Genomic DNA, 5,200 nt, shown 5'->3' with positions numbered 1-5,200 from the left:
CTTTCCTGGTAGTAATCGGTGAAGACGATCGGTTCCCTGAGCTCCGTCATGACGATGTAGGCCAGGAACTGCTCGAAAGCTCGGGGGTAGTCGTCGATCGCAAATGGCTTCGACAGCCAGCCGTTGTCCCACAGGTGCGCAGCGATGAGCTCGACGAGGAACGACTTGAAGCGAAGCTCCGGTCCGGAGGCGGCCGCCTCGACCTTGGCGCGGTGGACGAACGCCTTGACCAGCCGGATGAACTCCTTGTACTCGGGACCGGCCACCCCTCGCCGCTTATTCAGAAACTCTTTATGCAGTGTCACCGATGTCAGGACCCGGTCGCCGGTCTGAGTGACAAGGTGTCCGCGATCGTCCGGCTCGCCCTCGTAAAGCACGGGGGCGACATCGATTTTGAGTCCGGTGCCGCGCATCGTGATGCCAACCGCATGGTGTGAAATCTCAAAGTCGCTGGCATCCTTGGTTGCGCCGTAGACCTCCTTGCAACGTTCGCAGAGCCACTCCAGCAGCTTGGTCTCGTCAACGTCCACGCCTCCGACTGCAGCGGCGCGTACGTACGCGGCGATGTCGGTATCGGAGCTTGTCCTGATGGCGGTGTGTTTGGCGACGCTGCCCGACCCGCGCATCTTGACGAGGTCGTAGTCGGGGTGGTCTTTGATGTAGGCCTCAAGGCGATTACGCAAGTGCGTGACTTGAGTACGCCGCGACTTCGCCGTCTCGGACGGGACGTTGACCTTATTGACCGCGAACGTGGCCAGGTCGGCATGAGTTACGTAGCTATGCACAGACAGTCTTACCTCCACCGAAAACGCCAAACCGAACCCGACCAGGGCGTTTCTTTTGCCATGGCGTGGTGGAAGAGTTACGTTGGTTGGGAACCCTAGACAAGTTCACCCACCGCAGAGCCTCGTTGCCGTCCGATTCCCGGATTAGGACCGGGGCTTTCGGTGGTTTCAGTCTATATCTTGTGCCCGACATAAACCTACAGCACGAGATGTTGCGAACAACATCCATGATATTCGCGGTAAAGGGTGCCATAGGCGTGCGACTGCACGGGCCACTCCTCCTACTTAGGGCTACTGGTAGTGCTTTCCATGATGAGGAGACCGGTTCTGCGTGCACCGGGACGACAACTCGTGAGCATGACACCAATCACCGAAGCAAAAGCGGAAGAGATCAAAGAACTCAGGCACACGTTCTCGGACACCACTGCCACGTTCGATAACGACGGAGCGGGCGGCGCCCGGATCCCCTCTCCCCTCCGGCTCGCACCGGCCTACGAGCAGCAGACCTCGTGGATCGCGTTCCAGGTCACCTTCCCGTACCCGAAGCCGATATCTACCCACCGTTATCTACCCGAGCGTTCGTGCGGCCAGACCTGCGTCGTCAGGACGTAGAGGCGTTCCACCCCTTTGGCGGCCGCATACGCCCGGAACACAGCTGTTACGACGCAGTAGCCGGCTCGATCCCGCCATCAGCAGGTTGCGACGAAGGCCCTGAAGGTACTCGGATGGCTCAGCGAACAGTAAGCGACACGTGGCCCTCATGATCGGGCACGGAGTGATCCACTCCGTAGCACGTAAAGTTCATGTTACACAAGGCTTCTCAGAAATTTTATAGTGCCCTCCGTCGAGGGCGTCGACTACGTCGACGGACAATGCGGCTATGGAAAGCTCCACTGAGTTCGTCGCCGACACCATCGAAACCTGCACGAAAGACAGACTCGATCATTTCGCCGTACACAATCGCCCAGAAGGGAACCGTGACGGCTTTTCCTCGACGAACATAATCTCTCACGAACTCGAATATCCGTCCTTGTTGGACATCAACTCCGCGATATCTGGACCAACAACGACGAACGTCACACCCTCGTAGCTCTACGGGCCGTGAGGAGACAGCGCCTACCCCTGACCCCGCCCTACTCCGAGGATGGCCTCCCCGTTCCTCTCGCGATCACCATCCCGTTCGCGAAATCTCCTAACTCCGATTAACAGCGGAACATGCTATTATTCGAGAACAAAGGAGGTGATGTATGTCAGCAACGGCCAGCGAGCGAAATATCCTGCGCCTATGCACGGAACAGATCCGCAAACTTCTACCGGACGACTGGAATGCCACGTCAGAAGCATATTTCGGCAACCAGACCAGTGACCGCGGCGTAGACGGCAAACTCGCGATCACAACACCGGACGACGAGACGGCACTCTTCGTGGTCGAGGTCAAGCGCATCGTGAACCGGCGGGATATAGGCACGGCGGCCCGTCGACTCGACGAGGCGACCGAAGACACGCGTGCACAGGCGATGGTGATGGCCCGCTACATCTCCCCTCCCGTTCAGGAAATTCTGCGCGAGCTGAACCTGTCTTACGTCGACGCAACGGGCAATATGATGATCACCGCCAGGCGTCCAGCCTTGGTCCTGCGCGATCGGGGACTGAGCCACGACCCGAACCGCGGCCCTGGCCGACCCCGGGCGACGCTCAAAGGTGAACCCGCCGCGAGGCTTGTCCGGACACTGGCCGGCGACGGCAGAACGTGGTCGGCGCGTGAACTCGTCGACAGCTCCGGGGTCTCGACCGGCGCAACGTATCGAGTCCTGGAATACCTCCAGGAAGAGGAGCTGGTGACCAGAACTGCGGACAGACGGTTCGAGGTCACCGACTGGACTCGCCTACTACGGAGATGGAGTCGCGACTACAGCTTCGCCGAGAACACCCATGCATATCGGTTCATCGACCCTCGTGGGCTTCCTCACTTGATGAAAAATATTGCACAGCGGGAAAGCCCGAATTTTCGTTACGCCGTTACCGGATCTGTCGCGGCGGCGCAGTGGGCTCCGTACGCACCAGCTCGTGCCGCGTTCATTTACACCGAGAATGCGGCAGAAGCAGCAAAGAAGTGGCGCCTACATCCGGTGGACGACTCCACAGCCGAAGCCGCGAACGTGATCCTGGGTGAACCGGAGTACCCCGTGGTCTTCGACAAGACCTCAGATGTCAAGGAGGGCTACACGATCGCTGCGATCGAACAGGTGGCCGTCGATCTCCTGTCCGGTCCCGGACGCAACCCCGCCGAAGGCGAAGAACTCCTGGAATGGATGCAAGCTCATGAATCAGCCTGGCGACGATAATCTCCTCGTACAAGCCCGCAGCACATTGCTCGACGCACTCGACGCACTCGACCAACATCGGGATTCCCTGATCGTAATCGGCGCCCAGGCCGTATATCTACGAAGCGGCGCAGCCGTGGTCGCCCTGGCGGAATCGACCAAAGACAGCGACCTCGCAATCAATCCCCACAATCTCAAAAATGATCCACACCTCGAAGAAGCAATGGCTCAAGCAGGCTTTTATCTGAACGCGAACAACCTCCCCGGAGCCTGGGTCAGCGCCGACGGAATACCGGTCGACCTCATGGTCCCCCACGGCCTCTCCAACCGAACGAAGAAGAAAGCGCGCTCGCCTCGGCTCCCACCACACGACAATATGGCATTGCGAATAGCCGTGGGACTCGAAGGATGCGTCGTCGACAACAGCCTGATGACCATCCCTTCTCTCGACGAGAACGATGAACGATCACGAGCCGCCCTCGTGGCAGGTCCGGCAGCGCTCATCGTGGCGAAAATCCACAAAATCCACGAACGGCAGGGTTCACCAGACAGGCTGCAGAACAAGGACGCCCACGACTTGTACCGCCTCCTCGTCGCGCATGAAACCGAAGACCTCGCCGTCGCGTTCGGTGGTCTTCTCGCCAACCCGATCAGTAAGGCGACGACCGAACACGCCACCGAGTGGATGAGAGAACTATTCGCAACCCCCACCGCTCTCGGATCAGTCATGGCAGGTAAAGCCGAAGAAGGTATCGGCAACCCCACCCAGGTCGCGGCTGCCACGTCAATCCTGGTCGAAGACCTACTGTTCGAGCTCGGTGGAGCCTGATGCCAACCCTCCACCGGAACCGGTTATCGCCTTCGTCGACACCGCCCGAAAAGCGACCCCAGGAACTCGTCAGCCTGCAAACAACTTCCTGCGCAGGATGATTCGCTCACGCATGCCAAGGTCAGTAGTCGCATCGAGGCAGTAACGAGCTCAACAGCGCGCCCCGTACTCGCGCAGCGCATCGGTCATGCGGACCCGTCCTCGCGATCGTTGCAGTACTTCCCGCCTAGGCTTCAAACATCTTCGTCGACGACAGGTCGAACTCGCGAGGGACCTCAACCTGCCGTATCTCCAGCAATCTGCCGTTCAGGTCGCATGTTGCCTCGTCAGCGTATGGAAGGTCCGACACGCGCGAGCAGAGAAGGGTGAAGCAGATTACTCAAGCATGACGCCTCTGCTGTGTCGTGTCTGGTCTCGGAAGTCCTAGAGGCTCAATCGTCGGTCGGTCGCCTAATGCGCCCGGCTGCCAAAGTCCGCCTACCTACCCAGTTATCCGCATCGACGACGAACTCTCCTTGGGGCTTTCGATACCACTGATAGTCCACGCGTGGCGCGATGACATCGAACCCGACTTGGTCCGTTGAGAACTGGCTTGCGCTGCCAGGATGAATGAAACGGGATGCAAGATGGTCTATTTCGAACTGTCCGGCGGTGATCGCATCTGCAATCGCGAGGTGGAGCGCGCCAAGGTCAACATCGGCGTTGTGGGCTGTACGGAAGAAGTCGATCAGATCGGGTCGCTCGATCAGCGCTTGATCTTGTTCGCCCAGATGAGCAAGGAATTCTTCCTGCGCTCCAGGCAGAGCTGCCTCTAAGACCGGATTCCACCACCGCTGGTTTTGAATGGAGTTTTTCGCGGCACGCAGAATTGAAATTCGCGTCTGGGTGCTGGGTGACAGCTCCATGGCTTGATTGATGGGGGCGGGGTCAGCGGCATCGGAGATGGCCGTCAGTACGTCCGCACCCACCCAGTGCGTCGCGAGGTCGTGCGGCCCCCACACAATCCGTCCCGGTGTGCCCAGCTCATCGACGATGGGTATAACAGTTTTCAGGAGGGCCGTGCACAGCTCGTCCTTGTGTGCTGGTGATGACTCCTCCTGCAGTGCCCGAGTCAACGCCTCACGTGCTTTCTCGATCGATAGCCGTGCCAGAGTCGAATCCTGACTGCGAAGCAGTGTGATTAGCTGTTGCGGGTATGGACGTTGCTGACGCAGGACTGAAGTAGACGGGCTGGTCCTCGGCGTGAGAATGGGAGTTGCGAC

General features: G+C 59.3%; 5 protein-coding genes. 3 read left to right on the top strand and 2 right to left on the bottom strand.

The genetic code is table 11. The features are described from left to right. On the bottom strand, positions 1-785 hold a 785-nt coding region (locus AC2ETI_RS32385), incomplete at its 3' end, for a CBASS oligonucleotide cyclase (protein WP_483635031.1). A 351-nt stretch (positions 786-1,136) separates the two neighbouring features. On the opposite strand from AC2ETI_RS32385, the gene AC2ETI_RS32380 reads away from it, so the two are divergent. The 3 genes from AC2ETI_RS32380 (at position 1,137) to AC2ETI_RS32370 (ending at position 3,938) form a co-directional block, all read left to right on the top strand. After that, positions 1,137-1,397, top strand: coding sequence for a hypothetical protein (locus AC2ETI_RS32380; protein WP_483635030.1), 261 nt, complete (start codon positions 1,137-1,139; stop codon positions 1,395-1,397). Positions 1,398-2,032: 635 nt separating this feature from the next. Further along, positions 2,033-3,130, top strand: coding sequence for a helix-turn-helix domain-containing protein (locus AC2ETI_RS32375; protein WP_483635029.1), 1,098 nt, complete (start codon positions 2,033-2,035; stop codon positions 3,128-3,130). Next, a complete protein-coding gene (locus tag AC2ETI_RS32370) occupies positions 3,108-3,938 on the top strand; it encodes a hypothetical protein (RefSeq protein ID WP_483635028.1) in 831 nt (276 codons plus the stop codon). Before AC2ETI_RS32375 ends, AC2ETI_RS32370 begins: the two co-directional genes overlap by 23 nt. A 431-nt stretch (positions 3,939-4,369) precedes the next feature. Here the strand turns inward: AC2ETI_RS32370 and AC2ETI_RS32365 are convergent. Continuing rightward, positions 4,370-5,200, bottom strand: an 831-nt coding sequence (locus AC2ETI_RS32365) for a hypothetical protein (protein ID WP_483635027.1), incomplete at its 5' end; no start/stop codon positions are given.

Source organism: Rhodococcus sp. MurmanLake-1 (assembly GCF_056945715.1).
This window is presented reverse-complemented; position numbering and strand designations above follow the sequence as displayed.